Source organism: Methylibium sp. Pch-M (assembly GCF_004136295.1).
Classification (GTDB): domain Bacteria; phylum Pseudomonadota; class Gammaproteobacteria; order Burkholderiales; family Burkholderiaceae_C; genus Methylibium; species Methylibium petroleiphilum.
Genome location: NZ_CP029606.1, coordinates 2,727,267 through 2,749,230, shown reverse-complemented (window position 1 = coordinate 2,749,230; position 21,964 = coordinate 2,727,267). Strand labels below are relative to the sequence as shown.

Genomic DNA, 21,964 nt, shown 5'->3' with positions numbered 1-21,964 from the left:
AGTTGTCAGGACGGCATCGGCTGGTTGCCGTTGAGGTTCAGCCAGCCGCGCACGATGCGGTAGAGGAACCAGATGGAGATCAGCCCCCAGGCGATCCAACCCGGGATGAAGAACAGCAGCCACAGCCAGGAGGTGACGATGTACAGGCCCCCGGCCCACAGCACGGACCGGATGCGCCAGCTGAAGTGCGAGGCCTGCCAGGTGCCCGCGGCCTCGTCCTTCTTCACCATGTCGATGATGAAGGCCACGATCAGCAGCGCCACGCTGGCCTGCACGCCGGGCAGCACCGCACCGACCGCGACGATCAGGTGCAACAGGTAGCTGACGGTGCCGACCGTCTTGAGGGAGCGCTCGCGCTCGTCGCTGTCGATCACCGTGCTCATGGGCCGCTCTCCTTCGTGGACTCGGCCTCGCGGCCCCTGACCTTGCGCAACGCGAACTCCTCGAGACCCGACTGGCCCTCGCGGCGCTCGAGTTCGGCCAGCACCTGGGCCGGCGTGAGGCCGAAATGCGCCAGCGCCACCATGGCGTGGAACCACAGGTCGGCCGCCTCGGCGACGATCTTCGGGCGGTCGCCGTCCTTGGCGGCCATCACGAACTCGGTCGCCTCCTCGCCGACCTTCTTCAGGATCGCGTCGGTGCCCTTGTGGAACAGGCGCGCGACGTAGCTCGCGTCGGGGTCGCCGCCGCGGCGCGACTCGATCACGGCCGCCAGGCGGGCCAGGGTGTCGTCACCGCTCATCTGTAGATGTGCTCCGGGTCCTTCAGCACCGGCTCGACCGCGTGCCAGGCGCCGGCCTCGTAGCGCTGGAAGAAGCAGCTGTGGCGGCCGGTATGGCAGGCGATCGAGGGCGCGTGGCCGAGCTGCTCGACCTTCAGCAGCAGCACGTCGTTGTCGCAGTCCAGCCGCATGTCGCGCACCTTCTGGATGTGGCCCGACTCCTCGCCCTTGTGCCACAGCCGGCCGCGCGAGCGGCTCCAGTAGACCGCCTCGCCCAGCTCGGCGGTGCGCGCCAGCGCCTCGCGGTTCATCCACGCGAACATCAGCACGTCGCCGGTGGCGGCTTCCTGCGCGATCACCGGCAGCAGGCCGTCGCGGTCCCAGCGAATATCGTCCAGCCAAGTCATGCCAGCAGTTTAGCGAGTCAGGGCAATCCCCTCCCGAACGGCGCCATCGGCAAACAACGATCTGCCGAGTGGACGCCGCGGGTCCGGCTCCGCCGGCCCGCCAGCGTCGCCCCCTCGAGGGGGAGCGGCGCAGCCGCAACGGGGGTGGGAGTCAAGTCCTGACGGGGATGCCGCGCTCGGCCATCAAGGCCTTGGCCTGGCCGACGGTGAACGTGCCGTAGTGGAAGATGCTGGCCGCCAGCACCGCGTCGGCGCCACCGAGCTGGATGCCCTCGGCCAGGTGCTCCAGCGCGCCGACGCCGCCGGAGGCGATCACCGGCACCGGCACCGCGTCGCTCACGGCGCGCGTCAGCGGCAGGTTGAAGCCGATCTGCGTGCCGTCGCGGTCCATGCTGGTCAGCAGGATCTCGCCGGCGCCGTGCTCGGCCATCTGCTGCGCCCAGGCCACCGCGTCGAGGCCGGTGTTCTTGCGCCCGCCGTGCGTGTAGACCTCCCAGCCCGCGCCGCCCACCCGGGCCTTGGCATCGATGGCGACCACGATGCACTGGGCGCCGTACTTGTCGGAGGCGTCGCGGATCAGCTGCGGGTTCGCGACCGCCGCCGAGTTGAAACTCACCTTGTCGGCCCCGGCGTTGAGCAGGCGACGCACGTCCTCGACGCTGCGCACGCCGCCACCGACGGTGAGCGGAATGAAGACCTGCGAGGCCACCGCCTCGATGATGGGGAGGATGAGGTCGCGCCCGTCGCTGGTGGCGGTGATGTCGAGGAAGGTCAGTTCGTCGGCGCCCTGCTCGTTGTAGCGCGCCGCGATCTCCACCGGGTCGCCGGCATCGCGCAGCTCGACGAAGTTGACGCCCTTGACGACGCGGCCGCCGGTGACGTCGAGGCAGGGGATGATGCGCTTGGCGAGCATGCGGGGGCGCCGCTCAGGCGTCGCCGTTCAGCGCGTCGGCCCGCGCCTGCGCCGCGGCGAAGTCGAGGTCGCCGGTGTAGATCGCCCGGCCGCAGATCACGCCCTCGATGCCCTCGCCCTCGACCGCACAGAGCCGCTCGATGTCGGCGATGTCGCTGAGGCCGCCCGAGGCGATCACCGGGATGGTGAGTGCCTGCGCCAGCTTCACGGTGGCGTCGATGTTGATGCCGCTCAGCATGCCGTCGCGGCCGATGTCGGTGTAGATCACGCCCTCGACGCCGTAGTCCTCGAACTTCTTCGCCAGGTCCACCACCTCGTGGCCGGTCAGCTTGCTCCAGCCGTCGGTCGCGACCTTGCCGTCCTTGGCATCGAGCCCGACGATGATGTGGCCGCCGAAGGCCGTGCAGGCATCGCGCAGGAAGCCGGGGTTCTTGACCGCGGCGGTGCCGATGATCACGTAGGACAGGCCGTCGTCGAGGTAGCGCTCGATGGTGTCGAGGTCACGGATGCCGCCGCCCAGCTGCACCGGGATCTCGTCGCCCACCTCCTTCAGGATCGCCTTGATCGCCGGCTCGTTGACCGGCTTGCCGGCGAAGGCGCCGTTCAGGTCGACCAGGTGCAGGCGGCGCGCCCCGGCGTCGAGCCAGCGCCGGGCCATCGCGGCGGGGTCCTCACCGAAGGTGGTGGACACATTCATGTCGCCTTGCTTCAGGCGCACGCAGCGGCCGTCTTTCAGGTCGATGGCAGGGATCAGCAACATGGCTGTCAGGGGGATGGGGGTCAGGGGCACCAGCCGAGGAAGTTGCGGTACAGGGCCAAGCCGTGTGCAGCGCTCTTCTCGGGGTGGAACTGGGTGGCAAAAATATTATCGCGTGCCACCGCACTGGTAAAGCGCGCGCCATAGTCGGTTTCACCAACGCTGTGCGCCGGATCGGCCGGCTGCGCATAGAAGCTGTGCACGAAATAGAACCAGCTGGCATCGGGCACGCCGGCCCACACCGGGTGCGGACGCGCCTGCAGCACCTGGTTCCAGCCCATCTGCGGCACCTTGTAGCGGCTGCCGTCGGGCTGGAGTCGGCCTTCGAGCTGGAAGCGCCGCACCCGGCCCGGGATCAGCCCCAGGCCCGGCGTGTCCTGTTCTTCGCTGTGATCGAGCAGCATCTGCATGCCGACGCACACGCCCATCAGCGGCTTGTCGGCGGCGGCCTCGAGCACGGCAGCCCGCAGGGCGCCCCCGTGCGCCTCACGCAGCTCGCGCATGCAGTCGCGCATCGCGCCCTGGCCGGGCAGCACCACGCGTTCGGCGGCGCGCACCACGTCGGGCTCGGCCGTCACCACCACCTCGAAGCCGGTCCCCGCGGCCGCGTGCAGCACCGCCTGCGACACCGAGCGCAGGTTGCCCATGCCGTAGTCGACGACCGCCACGCGACGGCTCATGTCAGAGGCTGCCTTTCGTCGACGGAATGACCCCGGCCATGCGAGGGTCGCGCTCCAGCGCCATGCGCAGCGCCCGCGCAAAGGCCTTGAAGACCGTCTCGCACTGGTGGTGAGCGTTGTCGCCGTGCAGGTTGTCGATGTGCAGCGTGACGCCGGCATGGTTCACGAAGCCCTGGAAGAACTCGTAGACCAGCTGGGTGTCGAGCGCGCCGATCATGCCGGCCTTGAACGGCACACGCATGTGCAGCCCGGGCCGGCCGGAGAAGTCGACCACCACGCGGCTCAGCGCCTCGTCGAGCGGCACATAGGCATGGCCGTACCGGCGCAGCCCCTTCTTGTCGCCGACCGCCTTGGCGAAGGCCTGGCCGAGCGTGATGCCGACGTCCTCGACGGTGTGGTGGCCGTCGATGTGCAGGTCGCCGTCGGCCTCGATCTCCAGGTCGACCAGCCCGTGGCGCGCCAGCTGGTCGAGCATGTGGTCGAAGAAGCCGATGCCGGTGGCGAGCCTGGCCACGCCCGTGCCGTCGAGGTCGACGCGCACGCGGATCCTGGTTTCGGCGGTGTCGCGCCGGACTTCGGCAACTCGGTTCGGTTCGGTCATGACAGGATGCCTTTCAAGGCCGCGATCATCTGGTCGTTCTCTTCGGGCAGGCCGACGGTGAGGCGCAGGCAGTTTGCCAGCAGCGGGTGCAGGCCGGACACGTTCTTCACCAGCACGCCGCGCGCCTTCAGGCCCTCGAACGCGGCCTTCGCGTCGGGCACCCGGACCAGCACCATGTTGGCCTCGCTCGGGAACGGCGTGGCGCCCGGCATCGCGCGCAGCGCGTCCAGCAGCCGCGCGCGCTCGGCGCGCAGCACGGCGGCCTGGCGCGCGAACTCGTCCTCGTGCTCCAGCGCGAACAGCGCCGCCTCGCAGTTCAGCACGCTCACGTTGTAGGGCGGGCGCACCTTGTCGATCTCGGCCACCAGCGCGGCCGGACCCATCAGGTAGCCCAACCGCACACCGGCCAGGCCGAACTTGCTGAGCGTGCGCATCAGCAACACGTGGTCGTGGCGCGCCAGCCGGTCGATGTAGCTGCGGCTCGCGAACGGCTGGTAGGCCTCGTCGATCACCACCAGGCCGCCGTGCTCGCGCACCGCGTCGACGACGCGCTCGATCACCGCGTCGTCCCACAGGTTGGCGGTCGGGTTGTTCGGATAGGCCAGGTAGGTGAGGGCCGGCCGGTGCGCGCGCACCGCGGCCAGCATCGCCGCGGCGTCGAGCTCGAAGTCGGCGGTCAGCGGCACGCCGACGAAGCGCAGCCCCTGCAGCCGGGCCGACATCTCGTACATCACGAAGCCCGGCAGCGGTGCCAGCACGGTCGCGCCCGGCACATCGCAGGCCATGCTGAGCAGCGAGATCAGTTCGTCGGAGCCGTTGCCCAGCATCAGGCCGCAGCCGGCCGGCAGGCCGGCGTGGCGGGCCAGCGCCGCGCGCAGCTCGTCGGTGCGCGTGCCGGGATAGCGGTTGATCGCCAGCGCGCCGAGCCGGCGGCCCAGCTCGGCCTGCAACGCGGCGGGCAGGCGGTGCGGGTTCTCCATCGCGTCGAGCTTCACGAAGCCGTCCGACGGCTGGATCGCGTAGGCGTGCATGTTCTGCACGTCCTGGCGGATGAAGCGCGCGAGGCGGGGCGCGAGCGGGGGTCCGCCGTTGTTGCTGTTGCCGCTGCTCATCGTGCCGCTCCCGGCTTCTTCGCCAGCCGCATCTCGGCCGCCTGCGCATGCGCCTGCAGGCCCTCGCCGTAGGCCAGCTCGGCGGCGATCACGCCCAGCGTCTGCGCGCCCTGCTCGCTGACCTCGATCAGGCTGCTGCGCTTCTGGAAGTCGTAGACGCCCAGCGGCGAACTGAAGCGCGCGGTGCCCGAGGTCGGCAGCACGTGGTTCGGCCCGGCACAGTAGTCGCCCAGCGATTCGCTGGTGTAGGCACCGAGGAAGATCGCGCCGGCGTGGCGCAGCAGCGGCTCCCAGCGGTGCGGCTCGTTCGAGCTCACTTCCAGGTGCTCGGGCGCGATGCGGTTGCTGATCTCGCAGGCCTCCTCCATCGAGCGGGTGTGGATCAACGCGCCGCGCCCTTCCAGCGAGGCGCGGATGATCGCGGCACGCGGCATGCCGGGCAGCAGCCGGTCGATCGCCGCCTGCACCGCATCGAGGTAGGCCGTGTCGGGGCACAGCAGGATGCTCTGCGCCAGCTCGTCGTGTTCGGCCTGGCTGAACAGGTCCATCGCCACCCAGTCGGCCGGCGTGCTGCCGTCGGCCAGCACCAAAATTTCGCTGGGCCCGGCGATCATGTCGATGCCCACCGTGCCGAACACGCGCTTCTTCGCGCTCGCCACATAGGCGTTGCCGGGGCCGGTGATCTTGTCGACCTGCGGCACCGTGGCCGTGCCGTAGGCCAGCGCAGCCACCGCCTGCGCGCCGCCGATCGTGAAGGCGCGCGTCACGCCGGCCACGTGCGCAGCGGCCAGCACCAGGGTGTTGCGCTCGCCCTTTGGCGTGGGCACCACCATCACGATCTCGGGCACGCCGGCCACATGGGCCGGCACCGCATTCATCAGCAGGCTGGACGGATAGGCCGCCTTGCCACCCGGCACGTAGATGCCCACGCGGTCCAGCGGCGTGACCTTCTGGCCCAGCAGCGTGCCGTCCTCGTCGCGGTAGCTCCAGCTGCGGCCGCAGGCCTCGAGCTGGCGTTCGTGGTAGCTGCGGATGCGGCGTGCGGCCTGCTGCAGCGCGTCGCGCTGCGCTGGCGTGATGGCCGCGAAGGCCGCGGCGAAATCGGCCTGCGTCAGCTCGAGCTCGCCCATCGAGCCGACCGGCAGCGCGTCGAAGCGCGCGGTGTACTCGAGGACCGCGGCGTCGCCGCGCTGCCGCACGTCGGCCAGGATCGCGGCGACGCGGCTCTCGATCGCATCGTCGGTCTCCGCCGACCAGTGCTGCACGGCCCGGAATGCCGCCTCGAAATCGGGCTGCGTGGTGGCCAGGCGGCGCAGGTTCACGCGGGCTGGGGTGCTCATGTTCACTCCCGGGGGATGGCTGCTGCGAAGGCGTCGATCAGCGGACGGATCGCCTCGCGCTTGAGCTTCAGCGCGGCCTGGTTCACCACCAGGCGCGACGAGATGTCCATGATCCGCTCGACCTCGAGCAGGTGGTTGGCCTTGAGCGTGCTGCCGGTCGACACCAGGTCGACGATGGCATCGGCCAGCCCGGTCAGCGGCGCCAGCTCCATCGAGCCGTAGAGCTTGATCAGGTCGACGTGCACGCCCTTGTCGGCGAAGTGGTCGCGCGCGACGCTCACGTACTTGGTCGCGACGCGGATGCGCGAGCCCTGCTTGACCGCCGCGGCGTAGTCGAAGTCGGCCCGCACCGCCACGCTCATGCGGCACTTGGCGATGCGCAGGTCCAGCGGCTGGTAGAGGCCCTGGCCGCCATGCTCCAGCAGCACGTCGAGCCCGACCACGCCGAGGTCGGCACCGCCGTGCTGCACATAGGTGGGCACGTCGGTGGCGCGCACCAGCACCACGCGCACGTCGGGCCGGTTGGTCGGCAGGATGAGCTTGCGCGAGGTTTCCGGATCCTCGGTGACTTCGATGCCCGCGGCCAGCAGCAGCGGCAGCGTCTCTTCGAAGATGCGACCCTTGGACAGCGCCAGCGTGATCGTCATGATTTCACCCGCTCGATGTCGGCACCCAGGCCGCGCAGCTTCGTTTCCATCTGGTCGTAGCCGCGGTCCAGGTGGTAGATGCGGTCGACCAGGGTCTCGCCGCTGGCCACCAGCCCGGCGATCACCAGGCTGGCCGAGGCGCGCAGGTCGGTGGCCATCACCGTGGCGCCCGACAGCTGCGGCACGCCGGTGACGATGGCCGTGTGGCCGTCGACCTCGATCTTCGCGCCCAGGCGCACCAGTTCATCGACGTGCATGAAGCGGTTCTCGAAGATGGTCTCGGTGACGCGCGCGGTGCCCTCGGCGATGCAGTCGAGCGCCATGAACTGCGCCTGCATGTCGGTCGGGAAGGCCGGGTACTCGCTGGTGCGGAAGCCCACCGCCTTCAGCTTGCCGTCGGAGGCGATGCGGATCCAGTCGCTGCCGGCCTCGATGCGGACGCCGGCCTCGCGCAGCTTGTCGATCACCGCGTCCAGGTGGTCGGCGCGCGCGTGCTTCAGCAGCACCTCGCCGCCGGCCGCGGCCACCGCGCACAGGAAGGTACCGGCCTCGATGCGGTCGGGCACCACGCGGTGCCCGCCGCGCGGGGCGTGCAGTTGCGCGACACCCTGGATGCGGATCTTGCTGCTGCCGTGGCCCTCGATCTTCGCGCCCATCGAGATCAGCATCTCGGCCAGGTCGGGGATCTCGGGTTCCTGCGCGGCGTTCTCGAGCACGGTCTCGCCGTCGGCCAGCGTCGCGGCCATCAGCAGGTTCTCGGTGCCGGTGACGGTCACCATGTCCGTCGTGATGCGCGCGCCGCGCAGCCCGCCCGAGGCCCTGGGCGCCTTCGCGATGATGTAGCCGTGCTCGACGCTGATCTGCGCGCCCATCGCCTGCAGGCCCTTGATGTGCTGGTCCACCGGCCGCGAGCCGATCGCGCAGCCGCCCGGCAGCGACACCGTGGCCTCGCCGAAGCGCGCCAGCAGCGGCCCGAGCACCAGGATCGATGCCCGCATGGTCTTCACCAGGTCATAGGGCGCCTCGGGGCTGCTGACCGGACCGGCGTCGATGGTGACCTCGTCGGGGCGGTTCTCGCTGCGCTCGGCCACGGCACCCATGTTGCGCAGCAGCTTCAGCGTGGTCGAGACGTCCTGCAGGCGCGGCACGTTCGAATAGCGCACCGGCTCCGCTGTCAGCAGCGCAGCGCACAGCTCCGGCAGCGCCGCGTTCTTGGCGCCCGAGATCGTGACCTCGCCGTGGAGACGGCGGCCGCCGCGAATGATGAGTTTGTCCATGGTGCGGTGTTCATCACCGCCCGCATCACGCGCTTGCACGGACCGCCCTCGCCACGAGGGAGCGCACAAGCCGCGCCACAGGGGCGGCTTGTGGATCAGTGGTGGTGGGCAGCGGCGGTGCGGGCCGGGGAGCCCTGCACCGCGAATTCGGCCGGCGTCAGCGTCTTCATCGACAGCGCGTGGATTTGTTCGCGCATTCTATCGCCGAGCGCCGCGTAGACCCGCTGGTGGCGGCGGACGCGGCTCAGGCCATCGAACTCGGCCGACACGATGGTGGCGAAGAAGTGGCGGCCGTCGCCCTCGACCTGCAGATGCTCGCAGGCGAGCCCTTGCGCGATGTAGCGCTGCACGTCGTCTGCGGTGGGGTCGGCCATGGCGCCAGTGTATCGGGCGTTCAGGAACGCAGCTTGTAGCCGGTCTTCAGCAGCCGCAGCGACACCGCCGAGACGGCCGCCAGGCTGGTGGCGACCACCGCCAGGCTGATCCACGGGCTCACGTCGCTGACACCGAAGAAGCCGGCCCGGAAGCCGTCGATCATGTAGAAGAAAGGGTTGAGATGGCTCACCGCCTGCCAGAACGGCGGCAGCGAGTCGATCGAATAGAACACGCCCGACAGAAAGGTCATCGGCATCACGATGAAGTTCTGGAACGCCGCGATCTGGTCGAACTTCTCGGCCCACAGGCCGGCCACCAGGCCCAGCGCGCCCATCATCGCGGACCCCAGCACCGCGAACACCAGCGCCCAGGCCGGCGCGGCCAGGCCGGGCGGCGCGAACCACACGGTGACGGCCAGCACCCCGGCGCCCACCACCAGGCCGCGCACCACCGAGGCGCCCACATAAGCCGCGAACCAGGCCCAGTGCGACAGCGGCGTCACCAGCAGGAAAACGAGGTTGCCGGTCACCTTGCTCTGGATCAGCGACGAGCTGCTGTTGGCGAAGGCGTTCTGCAGCACGCTCATCATCACCAGCCCCGGGATCAGGAAGCTGGTGTAGCCGACGCTGCCGTAGACCTTCACGTGCGCCTCGAGCGCGTGGCCGAAGATCAGCAGGTAGAGCACGGCGGTCAGCACCGGCGCCGCCACGGTCTGGAAACTGACCTTCCAGAACCTCAGCATTTCCTTGTACAGCAGCGTGCGCGCGCCCGCCAGCAGTGCGAAGCTCATACCGCCACCTTCACCTGCGGCAGCGTGCGCGGCGGGCCCTGCATGATCTCGAGGAACACGTCCTCCAGGTCGGCGCGGCCGATCTCCAGTTCCTCCACCCGCACCTCGGCGCTGCGCAGCAGCGCGAGCAGCGTCTCGACCTCGGCGGCGTCGTGCGCGGTGAGCTGCACGATGCGGCCGGTCACGCGCGCCTGGGCCGCCACCGCCGGCGGCAGCGCCTGGTCGGTCTTGAAGCGCAGCATGGTGCTCGCGGTGCCGGCCAGCAGGTTGGCGGTGCGGTCCAGCGCCACCACGCGGCCCTGCTTGAGCATCGCGATGCGCCCGCACAGCGCCTCGGCCTCTTCCAGGTAGTGCGTGGTCAGCAGCACGGTGTGGCCCTCGCGGTTGAGCCGCGCGATGAACTGCCACAGCGTCTGGCGCAGCTCCACGTCGACCCCGGCGGTCGGCTCGTCGAGCACGATCACCGGCGGCCGGTGCACCAGCGCCTGCGCCACCAGCACGCGGCGCTTCATGCCGCCCGACAGCTGGCGCATGTTGGCGTCGGCCTTGTCAGCCAGCCCCAGGTGGTGCAGCAGCTCGTCGATCCAGGCGTCGTTGGCCTGGCGGTCGGCGCGCACACCGAAATAGCCGCTCTGGATGCGCAGCGTCTCGCGCACCGAGAAGAACGGGTCGAACACCAGCTCCTGCGGCACGATGCCCAGTGCGCGGCGCGCGGCCGCGTAGTCGTCCACCACATCGTGGCCCTGCACCGTGACGCGCCCGCGGGTCGCGCGGCTCAGGCCGGCCAGGATGCTGATCAGCGTGGTCTTGCCGGCGCCGTTGGGGCCGAGCAGGCCGAAGAAGTCGCCCGGCTCGATGTCGAAACTCACGTCCTGCAGGGCATGCAGGTCGGCTCGCCGGCTGCCGCGCGGGGCAAGGTAGGTCTTGGAAACGGAGTCGAAACGAACGGCCGGCATGAAGGTCTCGGGGGACAGCCGGGGATTGTAGGCAGGCCCCGCCATCGGTGCTGGCCGCCTTGGTGGCGCGTGATCTTGATGCTAGATTGACCGCAAACCAGCCTGCTCGCCCCACGGCGAGTCGACCGCGCCATGAGCCCACGGGTCCCGAAGAAAGCACCGCGCCGCACGGCCGAGCGCATCCTGGAGGTGACGCTGGAACTGTTCAACCGCTTCGGCGAACCCAATGTCAGCACCACGCTGATCTCGGCCGAGCTCAGCATCAGCCCCGGCAACCTCTATTACCACTACCCGGCCAAGGACGAGCTGATCAACAGCCTGTTCGACCGCTACGAGGCCGCCCTCACCGATCTGCTGCGGGCGGCCGACAACGTGCGCAACGTCGAGGATGCCTGGCTGTTCTTCCACATGCTGTTCGAGCTGATCTGGCAATACCGCTTCCTGTACCGCGACCTGAACGACCTGCTCAGCAAGAACCGTCGCCTGGAGACCCATTTCCAGTTCGTGCTGAAGAACAAGCAGCTGGCGGTCAAGGCGGTGCTCGACGGCCTCAGCCGCGCACAGGCGATGCGCATCGACGCGCGCGAGGCCGAGCCGGTGGCCACCTCGATGGTGGTGGTGCTGACCTACTGGCTCAGCTACGAGTACGTGCGCGACCCGCGCAAGGCGCTGGAGCCCGAGAGCGCCGGCGCGGCGCTGCTGCGCGGCGCCCGTCACGTGCTCAGCCTGTTGATGCCCTACCTCGACCCCGGCCAGCGCGAGCACCTGCTGATGCTGGCCGGCAGCTACCAGCGCGACTGAGCGACACCGGACCGACGACCGAGAACCGAGAACGACGCAGGAGACCCGCACCATGGCCAAGTGGACCGCCTTCCCCTATGACAACGCCGCCTACGTGCACGACGCCGCGGCGCTGAAGAAGCACTGGGCCCGGCTGCATGCCGGCGACGCCGAACCCTGGCCCAAGGACGCTGCCGTGCAGGAGGCCTGGGCGCTGTTCCATGCCGGAGAGTTCAGGAAGGCGGTCGACGCCGGGCTGAAGGCTGGCGGCGCCGGTCTCACCGCGGCCAACAAGGCCCAGGCGATCTACGCCAACTACCTGGAGAAGAGCGAGAAGGTGAAGCTCGACCTGTTCCTCGAGCTCGCCCAGCGCGCCGAGGCCCAGGCCGCCGCCGAACCGAAGAACGCGAACGCGCACTACCTGATGGCCTATGCGGTGGGCCGCTACGGCCAGGGCATCAGCGTCGCGAAGGCGCTCGCCCAGGGACTGGGCAGCAAGGTGAAGAATGCGCTGGAGACCACCATCAAGCTGGCACCGAAGCACGCCGATGCGCACATCGCGCTCGGCGCCTTCCATGCCGAGGTGATCGACAAGGTCGGCAAGCTGCTCGGCAAGACCCAGGGCGCCGATGCCGCGACCGGGCTGAAGATGTTCCAGACCGCGCTGAAGCTCAACCCCGGCAGCGCGATCGCGATGGTGGAGTACGCCAACGGGCTGGTCATGCTCGAGGGTGACAAGCGCATGAAGGAGGCCGAGCAGCTCTATGTCCAGGCCGCCGCCTGCACGCCAGCCGACGCGATGGAGCGGCTGGACGTGGAGATGGCGAAGGCCGAGCTGGAGGACTGACGGGCGCGCGCCGCCGGCCGTGCCGGCCCGCTACTGCGCCGCGCGGCGCAGCGTCTCGACGACCGGCCGCTTCAGCACCTCGCGCAGGCCCCACCAGCCCGCCGCCAGCGCCAGCAGCGCACCGGCCGCGCCGCCGGCCAGCGGCACCCACAGCGGTGCGCTCCAGGTGAACTCGAAGGCATAGCGCGCCAGCGCCCAGCCGACCGCCAGCGCGGCCACCGAGGCCAGCACGCCGGCCAGCGCGCCCACCCCCAGCAGTTCGGCGCGCTGCACGCGCGCCAGCAGCGCGCCGCCGGCGCCGAGCGCCCGCATCACCGCGAACTCGCGGGCACGCTGTTCGCGCGTCGCGGTGACCGCGGCGAACAGCACCACCAGGCCGGTCGCCAGCGTGAAGCCGAACAGGAACTCGACCGCGCGGATCACCTGGTCGAGCACGCGCTGCACCTGGGCGATCGACGCCGACACGTCGACGTTCGTGATGTTCGGGAAGGCCCGCGAGAGCGCGTTGTCGAAGCCCGGCGCGCCCGGCTGGGCCAGCGGTGCGCGGAACGCCGCGATGTAGGTGGCCGGCAGCTCCTCGGGCAGGGTGGCGGTCGGGAACAGCACGAAGAAATTCACCCGCATCGAGCCCCAGTCGACCTTGCGCAGGCTGGTGATGCGGCCGTCCTGCTGCACGCCGGCGATGTCGAAGCGCAGCGTGTCGCCGAGCTTCACGCCCAGCGTCGCCGCCAGACCTTCCTCGACGCTGATCGCGCCGGCCTCGTCGGCCGTCCAGCGCCCCGCGACGACCTGGTTGTGGCCCGGCAGCCGGGCATCGTGGCTGAGGTTGAACTCGCGCTCCACGAGGCGCTGCGCGCGGTCCTCGGAGTAGTCCTCGGGCTTCACCGGCTTGCCGTTCACCGCGACCAGCCGGCCGCGGATCATCGGGTACCAATCGTAGGTCTTCACGCCGGCGTCGCGCAGCTGCTGCTGGAAGGCCTCGCCCTGCTCCGGCTGCACGTTGATGACGAAGCGGTTCGGCGCATCGGGCGGCGTGGCCTGGCGCCAGCTGCTGATCAGGTCGGTGCGCAGCAGCACCAGCAGCACCAGCGCCAGCAGACCGACACTGAGCGCGCTGACCTGCAGCACCGCGAAGCCGGGCCGCGCCGCGACCTGGCGCGTCGCCAGCACCAGCCAGCGCGGCGCACCGGCGGCCGACGACGGCACCGCGCGCCGCAGCGCCTGCACCGCCAGCCACGACAGCAGCGCGAACACCGCGATCGCGAGCGCGAAGCCGCCCACCGTGATGAGGCCGAGCTTCAGGTCCGAGGCCACCGCCAGCAGCAGCGCCGAGAAGCCCGCAAAGCCGGCCAGCAGCACGCCGACCGACGCCGGCCGCAGTTCGCCCAGGTCGCGCCGGATCACCCGCAGCGGCGGCACCTGCGCGAGCTGCAGCACCGGCGGCAGCCCGAAGCCGAGCAGCAGCGTGAGTCCCACGCCCAGGCCGAACAGCGCCGGCCACACGCTGGGCGCCGGCAGCGCCGACTCCACCAGCCCGGCCAGCAGCGCGACGAACACGAAGTGCACCGCCAGGCCCAGCAGCACGCCCAGCGCGCTGGCGATCAACCCCACCACCGCGAACTCCACGGTATAGGCCCCGGCGATGCGGCGCTGCGGCTGGCCCAGCACGCGCAGCATGGCGCAGTCGTCGAGGTGACGACCGGCGAAGTCACGCGCGGCGATGCCCACCGCCACCGCGGCCAGCAGCGCGGCCAGCAGCGCGACGAGGTTCAGGAACTTGGCGGCGCGGTCCAGCGTCTGGCGCATCTCCGGGCGGCCGCTGTCGAGCGACTCGATGCGCAAGCCCCGCCAGCCCTGCGCCTTCGCCTCGGCCTCGGCCCACGCCACGTAGCCGCGCACCGCCGCGTCGCCGCCCGGCCCCTGCCCGGCCAGCGCCAGCCGGTAGGTCACGCGGCTGGCCGGCTGCACCAGGCCGGTGGCCGGCAGGTCGGCGATGTTGAGCAGCGCGCGCGGCGCGAAGCTCATGAAGCCGGCGCCGCGGTCGGGCTCGAGCGTGATGACCGCCGCGATCGTGAGGCTGGCGTCGCCGAGCAGCAGCGGATCGCCGGGCTTCAGGTTCAGCGAGTCGAGGATGGCCGCGTCGACCCACACGCTGCCAGGGGCCGGCACGCCCGTGGCGCGGCGCTCGGGCGCGCCGGGCGCATCGGCGATCTTCAGCTGGCCGCGCAACGGGTAGCCGTCGCTGGCCGCCTTGACGGCCACCAGGCGCGAAGCCCCGCCCTGCGCGTCCGGCGCGCGGCCCATGCTGGGAAAGCTCACGGTGTGGGCCACCACCAGCCCGTCGGCACGGGCCCGATCGGTCAGACCCGACGGCGCCGGCTGGTCGCTCGCGACGATGGCGTCGCCGCCGAGCAGCGAACGCGCATCGCGCGCCAGGCCCTGGTTCAGCCGGTCGGCGAAGAAGCCGACCGCGGTGAGCGCGGCGACCGCCAGCATCACCGCGACGATGAGCAGCCGCAGTTCGCCGGCCCGGAAGTCGCGCACGAGTTGCCTGCGTGCCAGGGTCCACAGCGTCGGCGGGGTCGGAGCGGGTGCGTTCATCGGTGAGACAGGTGCAGCGGGAGCATGTCGGCCAGAGTTGCACGGTAGCGCAGCCACCCTTGCAAGTGCCGCGCGGGGCTTTGCGGAGGGCTTGTTGGGAGTAGCTGGCTTGGATCGAGCGACGCTGACCAGGGTGTATCGAAGCGCCGTGACGGGCCGCTGTGTGGAGTGAGGTAGAGGAGGAGGCGGCGGCCGATCAGGCCGACGCCGGGGGACACGAACGCAACACAGCGGCCCGGCGCGGCGCCCGCGCCAACACTCGACAGCCAACTTTCCTCACACCGCCGCGAAATGCGCATCGAGCGCATCGCACCACCGCTGCTTCTGCTCGGCGCTCGCGAAGCTGGCCTCGAAGCTGTTGCGCGCCAGCCGGTAGGCCTGCGTGGCGCCCAGCGCCAGCAGCGCCTCGAACGTGTCGGTGAAGTTCTGGTTCAGGTAGCCGCCGAAATAGGCCGGATCGTCGGAGTTGACAGTGGCGCACAGGCCGGCGTCGAGCATCGCCGCGAGCGGATGCCGCGCCAGCGTGTCGAACACGCGCAGCTTCACGTTCGACAGCGGGCACACCGTCAGCGGCATGCGCTCGGCGGCCAGGCGCGCCACCAGCGCCGGGTCCTCGAGGCTGCGCACGCCGTGGTCGATGCGCTCGACCTTCAACACGTCGAGCGCACTCCATACGTAGGCTGGCGGCCCTTCCTCGCCCGCATGCGCCACGAGGCGCAGGCCGAGCTCGCGGCAGCGCGCGAACACCCGCGCGAACTTCTCCGGCGGGTGCCCGCGCTCGCTGCTGTCGAGGCCCACGCCGACGAAGTGCTCGCGGTGCGGCAGGGCCTGCTCCAGCGTCTGGAAGGCCGCGTCCTCGCTGAGGTGGCGCAGGAAGCACAGGATCAACTCGCTGCTCACCCCCAGTTCCTGCTGCGCGGTCGCGCGGGCGCGAGCCAGGCCCTGGATCACCGTCTGGATCGGCACCCCGCGCTCGGTGTGGGTCTGCGGGTCGAAGAACAGCTCGGCATGGACCACGCGGTCCGCGGCGGCACGGCGGAAGTAGGCCATGGCCATGTCGAAGAAGTCGGCCTCCTCCAGCAGCACGCTGGCACCGGCGTAGTAGATGTCGAGGAAGCTCTGCAGGTCGGTGAACGCATAGGCCGCGCGCAGGGCATCGACGCTGGCATGGGGCAAGGTCACGCCGTTGCGGCCGGCCAGCGCGAAGATCAGCTCCGGCTCGAGCGAGCCCTCGATGTGGATGTGCAGCTCGGCCTTGGGCATGCTGCGCAGCAGGCCCGGCAGCGCCTCGCGGCCGATGCGGGCCGGGTCGAAGGGCACAGCGGGAGCGCTCGACGTCATCAGCAGACTCCGTAGGTGATGCCCTGCGCCTGCAGGTAGCGGCGGTAGGCCGCGCTCAGCCGGTCGGCCGCACAGTGCGCCTCGCCGCCCGACAGCGGCAGCCGGCGTGGCCGTTGCGACTCGAGCACCGGCTGGTCCTGGGTAAAGATGGTGTGCTGGAACGCGCGCAGTGTCGCATCCGGCGTCACCGGGTCGCTGGTGTACAGCGTGAACCAGACGCGGCTGCGCTCGGGCTCCAGCGGCGCCACCCACAGCGCATAGGCCTCCTGCGGGGCCGGCGTATCGCCGCCGGCCTGCTTGACCAGCACGGCGCTGCACGGCGACAGCACCTGGTAGCGGTAATCGATCCAGGCCCCGCCCGCCGATTGCGCACTGGCCTGCGGCTGCCACGCACGGTAGTGCGGCACGCCGGGCGCGCCGTCGGCGCGCAGCAGCACCTCGTAGGCCGGCACCTCGGTGTGGCCGCGGTCGCCGAGCCAGCCCTCGTGCACGAAGGCGAAGTGCGAGGTGTCGAGGAAGTTCTCGACCACGCGCGGCGCCGAGGTCGCCACATCGTAGGGACCGCAGACCACCGCCCGCCCGGGCACCGGGCCCGGGTCCGGCAGCGCGCTGGTCGCGCCGTCGAACGACACCCACAGCAGGCCGTGCGCCTCGCGCAGCGGATGGCCCTGCGCCGCCTGGCCGGCGGCCGGCGTGAAGGCCGGTTGCGCCGGGATGTGCAGGCAGCGCCCGGCACCGTCGAAGCGCCAGCCGTGGTACGGGCACTCGAGCTGCGCCCGGCCATCGACGACGCGCACCGCCCCGAGCGAGAGCCGCGTGCCGCGGTGCGGGCAACGATCGACGAAGGCATGGGGCGCCCCGGCTTCATCACGCCACAGCACCAGGTCCTCGCCGAACAGCGCTGCCGGCCGCGGGCCGGTGCCCAGATCGGCGGCGGCCGCCACCGGATACCAACCGCGATGCTCGTCGTTCATCGCGCTTCCTCGCTCGAAAAGACGGGCCGCCGCCTGCGGCGCGGCGCAGGCGGCGGCGTGGCCGTCAGCCGAAGACTACTTCGCCGACGGTATCTTGCCCTCGACGCCCTTCACGTAGAAGTCGATCTTGTCCTTCCAGGCCTGGTCGGCCGCCACGCCCTGGGCCAGCAGTTCCTTGCCGTCGTTGGAAAGCAGCGGCCCGGTGAAGACCTCGAAGCTGCCGGCCTTCATGCCGGCCTTGATCTCGTCGATCTTCTTCTTCGTGGCCTCGGGCACCACGTCGGCCACCTTGACCAGGTCGTTCTGGCCTTCCTTGACGCCCCACACGGTGCGCTCGGTCTTCCAGCTGCCGTCGATCACGTCCTTGACCGCCTTCTTGTAGTAGCCGCCCCAGTCGACGATGCAGCTCGCCAGGTGGGCCTTGGGCGCGAAGGCGCTCATGTCGCTGTCCCAGCCGAAGGCGTACTTGCCGTTCTTCTCGGCGGTCTGCAGCACCGCGGAGGAGTCGGTGTTCTGCAGCAGCACGTCGGCGCCGCCGTTGATCAGCGACTGCGCCGCCTCACCCTCCTTCGGCGGGTCGAACCAGCTGCTGACCCACACCACCTTGGTCTTGATCTTCGGGTTCACGCTCTGCGCGCCCAGGGTGTAGGCGTTGATGTTGCGCAGCACCTCGGGGATGGGGAAGGACCCGACGAAGCCGAGGACGCCGCTCTTGCTCATCGTGCCGGCGATGACGCCGGCCGCATAGGCGTCCTCGTAGAACTTGGCGTCGTAGATGCGCATGTTCGGCGCGGTCTTGTAGCCGGTGGCGTGCTCGAACTTCACGTCCGGGAACTCGGCCGCGACCTTCAGCATCGGCTCCATGTAGCCGAACGAGGTGGCGAAGATGATCTTGTTGCCCTGGGCGGCCAGGTCGCGGATCACGCGCTCGGCGTCGGCGCCCTCGGGCACCTTCTCGACGAAGCTGGTCTTGACCTTGTCGCCGTACTCGGCTTCCACCGCCTTGCGGCCCTGGTCGTGCGCATAGGTCCAGCCGGCGTCGCCGACCGGCCCCACGTAGACCCAGGCCGCCTTCAGCGGCTCGGCGGCCGGTGCCGGGGCGGCAGCCGCGGCCGGCGCGGGCGCCGGCGCCGGCTCCTCCTTCTTGCCGCAGCCCACCAGGGCCGCGGCGGCCGCGAGCGAAGACAGCGCCGCCAGGCGGGTCAGCAGCGCGCGGCGCGTGCTCGGAACGTTCATGGAAGCTTCTCCTGTGCGATGAAAGGTCGGACCGGCGCGCCGCGGGCGCTCACGAGCCGGGATGGAAGGGCTTGCCGAGCGAGGCCGGCATGTTGATGCGGATCCACAGCGGGTTGCGCGAGATGAGGGCGAGCACGACGATCGTGGCGAGGTAGGGCAGCATCGACAGCAGCTGGCTCGACACCTCGACGCCCGCGCCCTGCAGAGCGAACTGCAGCATCGTCACGCCGCCGAACAGGTAGGCACCGAGCAAGACACGTGCCGGTCGCCAGGTGGCGAAGGTGGTGAGCGCCAGCGCGATCCAGCCGCGCCCGGCCACCAGCCCCTCGACCCACAGCGGCGCGTACACCACCGACAGGAAGGCCCCGGCCACGCCGCACAGCGCGCCCCCCGCCACCACCGCCGCGAAGCGGATCATGCGCACCGGGTAGCCGAGCGCATGGGCGGACTCGGGCGATTCGCCGACCGCGCGCAGCACCAGTCCGGCGCGGCTGCGGTACAGGAACCAGCTCAGCCCGAGCACCGCGGCGATCGCCAGGTAGACCATCGGATGCTGGCGGAACAGCGCCGGACCGAGGAAGGGAATGTCGGCCAGCAGCGGCACCTCGAACGGCGCGCGGTCGGCCAGCTTCTTGCCGACCAGGTCGACGCCGACGAAGGCCGAGAAGCCGGCCCCGAACAGGCTCAGCGCCAGACCGGTGGCGTACTGGTTGGTGTTGAGGCCGATCACCAGCAGCGCGAACAGCGCCGCCATCGCCATGCCGGCCAGCGCGCCGGCCGCGAAGGCCAGCGCATCGCTGCCGGTGTAGAGCGCCGCGGCGAAGCCGGCGATCGCGGCGACCAGCATCATCCCCTCGGCGCCGAGGTTCAGCACGCCGGCCTTCTCGTTGAGCAGCAGGCCCAGCCCGGCGATGGCCAGCGGCGTGCCCGAGGCCAGCGTGGCGGCGATCAGCAGCGCGGCTTCGTTCACGACGCCGCCCTCGCCGTCGCTGCAGGAGCGGGCCTGCGCCGCCGGACCCGGTAGTGGATCAGCGTGTCGCAGGCCAGCAGCAGGAACAGCAGCAGGCCCTGGAACACGCCGGTCAGCGCATTGGGCAAGCCCAGGCGCGACTGGCCGAGTTCGCCGCCGATCAGCAGCATCGACAGCAGCACGCCCGAGCACACGATGCCCAGCGGGTGCAGGCGGCCGACGAAGCAGACGATGATCGCGGTGAAGCCGTAGCCGGTAGAAACATGCGGCGTGAGCTGGCGCAGCGGCCCGGCCGCCTCCATGGCGCCGGCCAGGCCGGCCATGCCGCCCGACATCAGCAGCGCGGTCCACAGCGAGGCGCGCGCCGAGAAACCGGCGTAGCGCGCCGCGGCCGGCGCCAGGCCGCCGACCTGCAGCTGGTAGCCGCGCCAGGAGCGGAACAGGAAGACCCAGAACAGCACCACCATCACCAGCGCCAGCATGAAACCCCAGTGCAGCCGCGATCCAGGCAACAGGGTCGGCAGCCAGGTCGAGGCGTCGAAGGTCCTGGTCTGCGGGAAGTTGAAGCCGCCCGGGTCCTTCCAGGGCACGAACACCAGGTAGTTCAGCAGCTGCTGGGCCACGTAGACCAGCATCAGGCTGACCAGGATCTCGCTGGCGTTGAAGCGGTCGCGCAGCAGCGCGGTGAGAGCGGCCCAGGCCATGCCGCCCAGCACGCCGGCCAGCAGCACCAGCGGCGAGTACAGGCCCCGCACGCCACTGACGCCCAGATGGGTGAGCCAGAGCGCGACGCCGCCGCCGGCGATCGCGCCGAGCAGGAACTGCCCTTCGGCGCCGATGTTCCAGACGTTCGAGCGGTAGCAGACCGCAAGCCCCAGCGCGCACAGGATCAGCGGCGTGGCCTTCAGCAGCACCTCCGACACCGAGCGCAGGCCGTTCAACGGCTCGACGAAGAAGATGCCCAGGCCCTTCAGCGGGTCCTTGCCGAGCGCGACGAACAGCAGTGCGGCCAGCAGCACCGTGAGCGCCAGTGCGATCAGCGGCGAGGCGAGCGCCATCGCCTGCGAGGGCTGGGCCCGGGCCTCGAGCTTAAGCATGGCGCAGCGCCTCGCCGGCAGCGGCCTTCGGCCACAGGCCGCTCATCCACTCGCCGATCATCTCGACCGTCGTGCGCATCGTCGGCACGCTCGGGCTCACGCGGCCCTGGGCGATGACGAGCAGGCGGTCGCTGATCTCGAACAGCTCGTCGAGCTCCTCGCTGACCACCAGCACCGCGCAGCCCTCGTCGCGCAGCTTCAGCAGCGCGCCGCGGATCTGCGCGGCCGCGCCGACGTCCACGCCCCAGGTCGGCTGCGAGACGATCAGCAGCTTCGGCCGCGCGTCGATCTCGCGGCCGACGATGAACTTCTGCAGGTTGCCGCCCGACAGGCTCTTCGCGGCCGCCTTCGGCCCGCCGGCCTTGACGTTGAAGGCCGCGATCAGCGCCGCGGCCAGGCGCTGCACCTGGGCCATGCGCAGCCAGCCGCCGCGGCCCACCGCCTCGGTGCGCGTCAGCAGCGTGTTCGCGGCCAGCGACAGCGTCGGCACCGCGCCGCGCCCCAGCCGCTCCTCGGGGACGAAGTGCAGGCCCAGCGCGCGGCGCGCGCGCGGCGGCTGCCGGCCGATGTCGTGGCCGAACAGGCTCAGCGCGCCGGCCGGCGCGCGTGCGTCCTCGCCCGACAGCGCGGCCATCAGCTCCTGCTGGCCGTTGCCCGAGACGCCGGCCACGCCGACGATCTCGCCGGCCCTCACCTCGAAGCCGATGTCCTTCAGATCGGTGCCGAACGGCGACTGCTTCGCGAGCGTCAGGCCGCTCACCTGCAGCGCCACGTCGCCGAGGCGCGCCTGGATGTGCTGCAGCTTCGGCGGCTCGGCGCCGATCATCAGCCGCGACAGCTCGGCATTGCCGACGGTGCGCGGGTCGACCTCGCCGGTGACCTTGCCGCCGCGCAGCACCGTGCAGTGGTGGCACAGCGCGCGGATCTCGTCGAGCTTGTGGCTGATGTAGAGGATGGAGCAGCCGCGCTCGGCGAGCTGGCGCAGCGTGACGAACAGGGTCTCGACGGCCTGCGGCGTCAGCACGGAGGTCGGCTCGTCGAGGATCAGCAGCTTGGGATCGGTGAGCAACGCACGCACGATCTCGACGCGCTGGCGCTCGCCGACCGACAGCGAGTGCACCGGCCGCGACGGGTCGACCTCGAGACCGTAGACCTTGGAGACCTGCACGATGCGCGCCGTCACCTCGGCCAGCGACAGGCTCTTGTCGAGGCCGAGCCACACGTTCTCGGCGGCGGTCAGCGTGTCGAACAGGCTGAAGTGCTGGTAGACCATGCTGATGCCGAGCTGGCGCGCCTGCGCCGGGCTCGCGATCTGCACCTGGCGGCCGTCCCAGATCATCTCGCCGGCGTCGGGCCGCACCGCGCCGTAGATGATCTTCATCAGCGTGGACTTGCCCGCCCCGTTCTCGCCCAGCACCGCGTGGATCTGCCCGGGCGCCACACGCAGGTTCACGCCGTCGTTCGCGCGGACCGACGGGTACTGCTTGGTGATGCCGAGGAGTTCGAGGCGGAGCATGGACGAGGGAGCGGATGCGGCGACGC

General features: G+C 70.8%; 23 protein-coding genes. 2 read left to right on the top strand and 21 right to left on the bottom strand.

Annotation, left to right across the window (positions count from 1 at the left end):
* Nucleotides 1–5: 5 nt before the first annotated feature.
* The 14 genes from C1M51_RS13335 to C1M51_RS13270 form a co-directional block, all read right to left on the bottom strand.
* Nucleotides 6–383, bottom strand: a complete 378-nt coding sequence (locus C1M51_RS13335) for a hypothetical protein (protein ID WP_129450464.1) — start codon at nt 381–383, stop codon at nt 6–8.
* Complete coding sequence (locus C1M51_RS13330; protein WP_129450462.1) at nt 380–742, bottom strand: phosphoribosyl-ATP diphosphatase; 363 nt, start codon at nt 740–742, stop codon at nt 380–382. Before C1M51_RS13330 ends, C1M51_RS13335 begins: the two co-directional genes overlap by 4 nt.
* Nucleotides 739–1,128 carry a phosphoribosyl-AMP cyclohydrolase gene (gene hisI, locus C1M51_RS13325; RefSeq protein ID WP_129450460.1) on the bottom strand — a complete coding sequence of 130 codons (390 nt, stop codon included), beginning with the start codon at nt 1,126–1,128 and terminating at the stop codon, nt 739–741. Before hisI ends, C1M51_RS13330 begins: the two co-directional genes overlap by 4 nt.
* 151 nt (nt 1,129–1,279) lie before the next feature.
* Nucleotides 1,280–2,041 carry an imidazole glycerol phosphate synthase subunit HisF gene (hisF, locus tag C1M51_RS13320; protein WP_129450458.1) on the bottom strand — a complete coding sequence of 254 codons (762 nt, stop codon included), beginning with the start codon at nt 2,039–2,041 and terminating at the stop codon, nt 1,280–1,282.
* 13 nt (nt 2,042–2,054) lie between these two features.
* The gene (hisA, locus tag C1M51_RS13315) at nt 2,055–2,801 is read right to left on the bottom strand and encodes a 1-(5-phosphoribosyl)-5-[(5-phosphoribosylamino)methylideneamino]imidazole-4-carboxamide isomerase (RefSeq protein ID WP_036233297.1); all 747 of its coding nucleotides are present in this window, start codon (nt 2,799–2,801) and stop codon (nt 2,055–2,057) included.
* A 20-nt stretch (nt 2,802–2,821) separates the two neighbouring features.
* Entirely contained in the window at nt 2,822–3,478 is a 657-nt protein-coding gene (gene hisH, locus C1M51_RS13310) for an imidazole glycerol phosphate synthase subunit HisH (protein ID WP_129450456.1), read from the bottom strand.
* A 1-nt stretch (nt 3,479) separates the two neighbouring features.
* Nucleotides 3,480–4,079 carry an imidazoleglycerol-phosphate dehydratase HisB gene (gene hisB, locus C1M51_RS13305; protein ID WP_129450454.1) on the bottom strand — a complete coding sequence of 200 codons (600 nt, stop codon included), beginning with the start codon at nt 4,077–4,079 and terminating at the stop codon, nt 3,480–3,482.
* Entirely contained in the window at nt 4,076–5,191 is a 1,116-nt protein-coding gene (gene hisC / locus C1M51_RS13300) for a histidinol-phosphate transaminase (RefSeq protein WP_129450452.1), read from the bottom strand. The genes hisB and hisC overlap by 4 nt, the downstream gene beginning before the upstream one ends.
* The gene (hisD, locus tag C1M51_RS13295; protein WP_129450450.1) at nt 5,188–6,531 is read right to left on the bottom strand and encodes a histidinol dehydrogenase; all 1,344 of its coding nucleotides are present in this window, start codon (nt 6,529–6,531) and stop codon (nt 5,188–5,190) included. Before hisD ends, hisC begins: the two co-directional genes overlap by 4 nt.
* 2 nt (nt 6,532–6,533) lie before the next feature.
* On the bottom strand, nt 6,534–7,178 hold the full coding sequence (gene hisG / locus C1M51_RS13290) for an ATP phosphoribosyltransferase (protein ID WP_129450448.1): 645 nt from the start codon (nt 7,176–7,178) through the stop codon (nt 6,534–6,536).
* Nucleotides 7,175–8,455 carry a UDP-N-acetylglucosamine 1-carboxyvinyltransferase gene (gene murA, locus C1M51_RS13285; protein WP_129450446.1) on the bottom strand — a complete coding sequence of 427 codons (1,281 nt, stop codon included), beginning with the start codon at nt 8,453–8,455 and terminating at the stop codon, nt 7,175–7,177. Before murA ends, hisG begins: the two co-directional genes overlap by 4 nt.
* 95 nt (nt 8,456–8,550) lie before the next feature.
* A complete protein-coding gene (locus C1M51_RS13280) occupies nt 8,551–8,829 on the bottom strand; it encodes a BolA family protein (RefSeq protein ID WP_056325544.1) in 279 nt (92 codons plus the stop codon).
* Between the two features lie 20 nt (nt 8,830–8,849).
* Entirely contained in the window at nt 8,850–9,620 is a 771-nt protein-coding gene (locus tag C1M51_RS13275; RefSeq protein WP_207207750.1) for an ABC transporter permease, read from the bottom strand.
* Nucleotides 9,617–10,576, bottom strand: a complete 960-nt coding sequence (locus C1M51_RS13270) for an ABC transporter ATP-binding protein (protein WP_129450444.1) — start codon at nt 10,574–10,576, stop codon at nt 9,617–9,619. The genes C1M51_RS13275 and C1M51_RS13270 overlap by 4 nt, the downstream gene beginning before the upstream one ends.
* 132 nt (nt 10,577–10,708) lie before the next feature.
* Between C1M51_RS13270 and C1M51_RS13265 the strand changes: the two genes are divergently transcribed.
* Nucleotides 10,709–11,377: a TetR/AcrR family transcriptional regulator gene (locus tag C1M51_RS13265; RefSeq protein WP_036233310.1), complete on the top strand. Its 669-nt coding sequence runs from the start codon at nt 10,709–10,711 to the stop codon at nt 11,375–11,377.
* A 52-nt stretch (nt 11,378–11,429) separates the two neighbouring features.
* On the top strand, nt 11,430–12,203 hold the full coding sequence (locus tag C1M51_RS13260) for a hypothetical protein (RefSeq protein ID WP_129450442.1): 774 nt from the start codon (nt 11,430–11,432) through the stop codon (nt 12,201–12,203).
* A gap of 30 nt (nt 12,204–12,233) precedes the next feature.
* Here C1M51_RS13260 and C1M51_RS13255 read toward each other — a convergent pair whose 3' ends face one another.
* The 7 genes from C1M51_RS13255 to C1M51_RS13225 all read right to left on the bottom strand — a co-directional run bounded on the left by C1M51_RS13255 (nt 12,234) and on the right by C1M51_RS13225 (nt 21,938).
* Nucleotides 12,234–14,804, bottom strand: a complete 2,571-nt coding sequence (locus C1M51_RS13255) for an ABC transporter permease (RefSeq protein ID WP_129450440.1) — start codon at nt 14,802–14,804, stop codon at nt 12,234–12,236.
* A gap of 276 nt (nt 14,805–15,080) precedes the next feature.
* The gene (locus C1M51_RS13250; protein ID WP_129450438.1) at nt 15,081–16,145 is read right to left on the bottom strand and encodes an adenosine deaminase; all 1,065 of its coding nucleotides are present in this window, start codon (nt 16,143–16,145) and stop codon (nt 15,081–15,083) included.
* Nucleotides 16,145–17,119 carry an aromatic ring-hydroxylating dioxygenase subunit alpha gene (locus C1M51_RS13245; protein WP_129450436.1) on the bottom strand — a complete coding sequence of 325 codons (975 nt, stop codon included), beginning with the start codon at nt 17,117–17,119 and terminating at the stop codon, nt 16,145–16,147. Before C1M51_RS13245 ends, C1M51_RS13250 begins: the two co-directional genes overlap by 1 nt.
* Nucleotides 17,120–17,194: 75 nt before the next feature.
* Nucleotides 17,195–18,355, bottom strand: coding sequence for a BMP family ABC transporter substrate-binding protein (locus C1M51_RS13240; RefSeq protein ID WP_129450434.1), 1,161 nt, complete (start codon nt 18,353–18,355; stop codon nt 17,195–17,197).
* A 49-nt stretch (nt 18,356–18,404) separates the two neighbouring features.
* A complete protein-coding gene (locus C1M51_RS13235) occupies nt 18,405–19,325 on the bottom strand; it encodes an ABC transporter permease (RefSeq protein WP_129450432.1) in 921 nt (306 codons plus the stop codon).
* Nucleotides 19,322–20,422: an ABC transporter permease gene (locus C1M51_RS13230; protein WP_129450430.1), complete on the bottom strand. Its 1,101-nt coding sequence runs from the start codon at nt 20,420–20,422 to the stop codon at nt 19,322–19,324. The genes C1M51_RS13235 and C1M51_RS13230 overlap by 4 nt, the downstream gene beginning before the upstream one ends.
* The gene (locus C1M51_RS13225) at nt 20,415–21,938 is read right to left on the bottom strand and encodes an ABC transporter ATP-binding protein (RefSeq protein WP_129450428.1); all 1,524 of its coding nucleotides are present in this window, start codon (nt 21,936–21,938) and stop codon (nt 20,415–20,417) included. Before C1M51_RS13225 ends, C1M51_RS13230 begins: the two co-directional genes overlap by 8 nt.
* Nucleotides 21,939–21,964 lie beyond the last annotated feature (26 nt).

Bases quoted from the DNA above. Each gene is read 5' to 3' on its own strand.
- hisD (WP_129450450.1), bottom strand. From the start codon at position 6,531: ATGAGCACCCCAGCCCGCGTGAACCTGCGCCGCCTGGCCACCACGCAG.
- C1M51_RS13250 (WP_129450438.1), bottom strand. From the start codon at position 16,145: ATGACGTCGAGCGCTCCCGCTGTGCCCTTCGACCCGGCCCGCATCGGC.
- hisC (WP_129450452.1), bottom strand. From the start codon at position 5,191: ATGAGCAGCGGCAACAGCAACAACGGCGGACCCCCGCTCGCGCCCCGC.
- hisG (WP_129450448.1), bottom strand. From the start codon at position 7,178: ATGACGATCACGCTGGCGCTGTCCAAGGGTCGCATCTTCGAAGAGACG.
- C1M51_RS13330 (WP_129450462.1), bottom strand. From the start codon at position 742: ATGAGCGGTGACGACACCCTGGCCCGCCTGGCGGCCGTGATCGAGTCG.
- C1M51_RS13335 (WP_129450464.1), bottom strand. From the start codon at position 383: ATGAGCACGGTGATCGACAGCGACGAGCGCGAGCGCTCCCTCAAGACG.
- hisI (WP_129450460.1), bottom strand. From the start codon at position 1,128: ATGACTTGGCTGGACGATATTCGCTGGGACCGCGACGGCCTGCTGCCG.
- hisB (WP_129450454.1), bottom strand. From the start codon at position 4,079: ATGACCGAACCGAACCGAGTTGCCGAAGTCCGGCGCGACACCGCCGAA.
- C1M51_RS13265 (WP_036233310.1), top strand. From the start codon at position 10,709: ATGAGCCCACGGGTCCCGAAGAAAGCACCGCGCCGCACGGCCGAGCGC.
- C1M51_RS13280 (WP_056325544.1), bottom strand. From the start codon at position 8,829: ATGGCCGACCCCACCGCAGACGACGTGCAGCGCTACATCGCGCAAGGG.
- C1M51_RS13270 (WP_129450444.1), bottom strand. From the start codon at position 10,576: ATGCCGGCCGTTCGTTTCGACTCCGTTTCCAAGACCTACCTTGCCCCG.
- C1M51_RS13275 (WP_207207750.1), bottom strand. From the start codon at position 9,620: ATGAGCTTCGCACTGCTGGCGGGCGCGCGCACGCTGCTGTACAAGGAA.
- hisA (WP_036233297.1), bottom strand. From the start codon at position 2,801: ATGTTGCTGATCCCTGCCATCGACCTGAAAGACGGCCGCTGCGTGCGC.
- C1M51_RS13225 (WP_129450428.1), bottom strand. From the start codon at position 21,938: ATGCTCCGCCTCGAACTCCTCGGCATCACCAAGCAGTACCCGTCGGTC.
- hisH (WP_129450456.1), bottom strand. From the start codon at position 3,478: ATGAGCCGTCGCGTGGCGGTCGTCGACTACGGCATGGGCAACCTGCGC.
- C1M51_RS13245 (WP_129450436.1), bottom strand. From the start codon at position 17,119: ATGAACGACGAGCATCGCGGTTGGTATCCGGTGGCGGCCGCCGCCGAT.
- C1M51_RS13260 (WP_129450442.1), top strand. From the start codon at position 11,430: ATGGCCAAGTGGACCGCCTTCCCCTATGACAACGCCGCCTACGTGCAC.
- C1M51_RS13230 (WP_129450430.1), bottom strand. From the start codon at position 20,422: ATGCTTAAGCTCGAGGCCCGGGCCCAGCCCTCGCAGGCGATGGCGCTC.
- murA (WP_129450446.1), bottom strand. From the start codon at position 8,455: ATGGACAAACTCATCATTCGCGGCGGCCGCCGTCTCCACGGCGAGGTC.
- C1M51_RS13255 (WP_129450440.1), bottom strand. From the start codon at position 14,804: ATGAACGCACCCGCTCCGACCCCGCCGACGCTGTGGACCCTGGCACGC.
- hisF (WP_129450458.1), bottom strand. From the start codon at position 2,041: ATGCTCGCCAAGCGCATCATCCCCTGCCTCGACGTCACCGGCGGCCGC.
- C1M51_RS13240 (WP_129450434.1), bottom strand. From the start codon at position 18,355: ATGAACGTTCCGAGCACGCGCCGCGCGCTGCTGACCCGCCTGGCGGCG.